The sequence below is a fragment of the Kitasatospora sp. NPDC056531 genome (assembly GCF_042794375.1).
In the GTDB taxonomy this organism is placed as follows: Bacteria; Actinomycetota; Actinomycetes; order Streptomycetales; family Streptomycetaceae; genus Kitasatospora.
Genome location: NZ_JBHTTU010000233.1, coordinates 1 through 2,383 on the forward strand (window position 1 = coordinate 1; position 2,383 = coordinate 2,383).

Annotated in this window: 2 protein-coding genes; one reads left to right on the plus strand and one right to left on the minus strand. The window is 72.1% G+C overall.

Annotated features, from left to right (window positions below):
• Window positions 1-1,085, minus strand: a 1,085-nt coding sequence (locus tag ACFQ87_RS44830; protein WP_380616813.1) for an AMP-binding protein, incomplete at its 3' end; no start/stop codon positions are given.
• Window positions 1,086-1,519: 434 nt separating this feature from the next.
• On the opposite strand from ACFQ87_RS44830, the gene ACFQ87_RS44835 reads away from it, so the two are divergent.
• On the plus strand, window positions 1,520-2,179 hold the full coding sequence (locus ACFQ87_RS44835; protein ID WP_380616814.1) for a histone deacetylase: 660 nt from the start codon (window positions 1,520-1,522) through the stop codon (window positions 2,177-2,179).
• The last annotated feature ends 204 nt before the right edge of the window (window positions 2,180-2,383 follow it).

Here is a 2,383-nt window from a genome sequence, read left to right on the forward strand (position 1 = left end):
GTGCCGATGCCGCTGATCAGCAGTTCGCCGGTCTCGTACCAGGGGACGGGGTTGCCGGTCTGGTCGACGACGGCGATCTCCCAGCCGTCCAGCGGGGCGCCGATGCGTACGGGCTGGCCGGGGAGCATCCGGGCGGCGGTGGCGACGACGGTGGTCTCGGTGGGGCCGTAGGTGTTCCAGAACTCGCGGCCGGGCACGGCCAGGCGCTCGACGAGTTCGGCGGGGCAGGCCTCGCCGCCGACGATGATCAGGCGGACGTGGTCGAGGCACTCCTGGGGCCACAGGGCGAGCAGGGTGGGGACGGTGGAGATGGCGGTGATGCGGCGGCTCACGAGCCAGGGGCCGAGGTCGGTGCCGGCCTTGACCAGGGAGCGGGGGGCCGGGACCAGGCAGGCGCCGTGGCGCCAGGCCAGCCACATCTCCTCGCAGGAGGCGTCGAAGGCCACGGACAGGCCCGCGAGGACGCGGTCGCCGGGGCCGAGCGGCTGCTGCGGCAGGAAGAGGCGGGCCTCGGCGTCGACGAAGGCGGCGGCGCTGCGGTGGGTGACGGCGACGCCCTTGGGGCGGCCGGTGGTGCCGGAGGTGAAGATGATCCAGGCGTCGTCGTCCGGCGAGGGCCAGGCGGGGCGGCCCGAGGGGCGGGCGGCGGGTCCGGCGAAGAGTCTGCGCTCGGCGCCGAGGATCGCGCAGACCTGGGCGTCCTGCCAGATCATCTCGGCGCGCTCGTCGGGGTCGTCGGCGTCCACCGGCACGTAGGCGGCGCCGCAGCGCAGCACCGCGAGGATGGCGACGTAGAGGTCGGCGGTGCCGGAGGGGATGCGCACGCCCACCCGGTCGCCGCAGCCGATGCCGTGGCCGGCCAGCACGCCGGCGAGGGCGTCGACCTCCTGCATCAGGGTGCGGTAGTCGAGAACGGCGTCGCCGGTGTCGAGTGCGGGCGCGTGCGGGTGGGCGTCGGCGGTCGCGGCGATGACGTCGAGCAGGGTGCGCTGGTGCGCGGGCTGGGCCACCGGCCAGCTGGCCGCCTGCCCCGGATGGGGGCGGTGCAGCGTGCCTGGGCCGGCCGTGTCGTGGCGTGCGTCCATGGGGGTGGGTTCCTCGGCTCCGTTTTCCTTGGGGGCGCGTATGTTTCGTTCACTTGGTGCGATGTCAACGTCACATGGTGTCACCTGACGGGATGCGCCCACTCACCATGACTCCGCTGGGAGTCCGCCGGATGCAGCGAAGGTGTGGTCAAAGGAAAATCTCATGATCGATGCCTGGCGTGGCGGCAGCGATGCGAATCGAATGTCGTTTTGGTGGTTTTCGGGCAATTTCGCTGGTGAAGCGTAGTCGGCGAAAACCGGAGGGGTGTGACGGGGGAGGGAAGGGTGATGAACGCCATGGCGTCCGGAACGGTACCGGTAGTGAGGGGGTGGCTACCGAATCGGGAGGTGTTGGTCGGATCATCAGCCCGTTCACCCCATTCGCACGTTTGTGTGAGAGTCTGTCGCCGACGTTTTCCATGGGGACGTTTCCTGTGAATACGGTGTGGACCACGGGGCGCGGTCCCGGTCACAGCGGCGAGGATCCACTCGTCTGGTACACCGCCTACGGCTCCAACCTGCACGCCGCCCGCTTCGGCTGCTACCTGTACGGAGGACGGCCACAGGGCGGGGCGCGCGGCTACCCGGGCTGCCGCGACCGGCGCCCGCCGCGCCGCCAGGCGGCGCTGACACTGCCGGGCGGGCTGTACTTCGCCGGGCGGTCACTGACCTGGGGCGGCGCGATGGCCTTCTACGATCCGGCCCTTTCCGGCGAACTGCCCTGCCGCGCCTACCTGGTGACGGCGGGGCAGTTCAGCGACATCGCCGCGCAGGAGATGTACCGCTCCCCCGGCGCCGACCTCGACCTCACCCGCGCCCTGGCCACCGGGCGCGACGAACTGGGCCCGGGCCGTTACGAGACCCTGCTGCACCCGGGCGAGCTGGACGGGCACCCGCTGCTCACCTTCACCTCCCCCACCGGACTGGCCGGCGCCGAACCCGCCGCCCCCTCGGCCACCTACCTGCGCACCCTGGGCGCGGGCCTGGCGCAGTCCCACGGCTGGAGCGCCCGGCGCGCGGCCCACTACCTCGCCGCCCGCCCGGGCGCGACCGGGCACTGGACGCCGGAGGCGGTGGAGGCGCTGCTCGGATGAACCGGGGGCGCGGACGTCCGCGGTGCGCCCCCGCGGCCGGGCGATCCGACAGCAGGGCGTGGTCGGACGGTAACGCTCCATGCCCGACGGACCGGCGGCGGGGTGCCCCCCACGCAAGTGTAGCAACAAACCCAAACACGGCCACCACCACCCGAATTCCCACCGACGAAAGAACCCTACCCGAAACAAACCCACACCAAACAA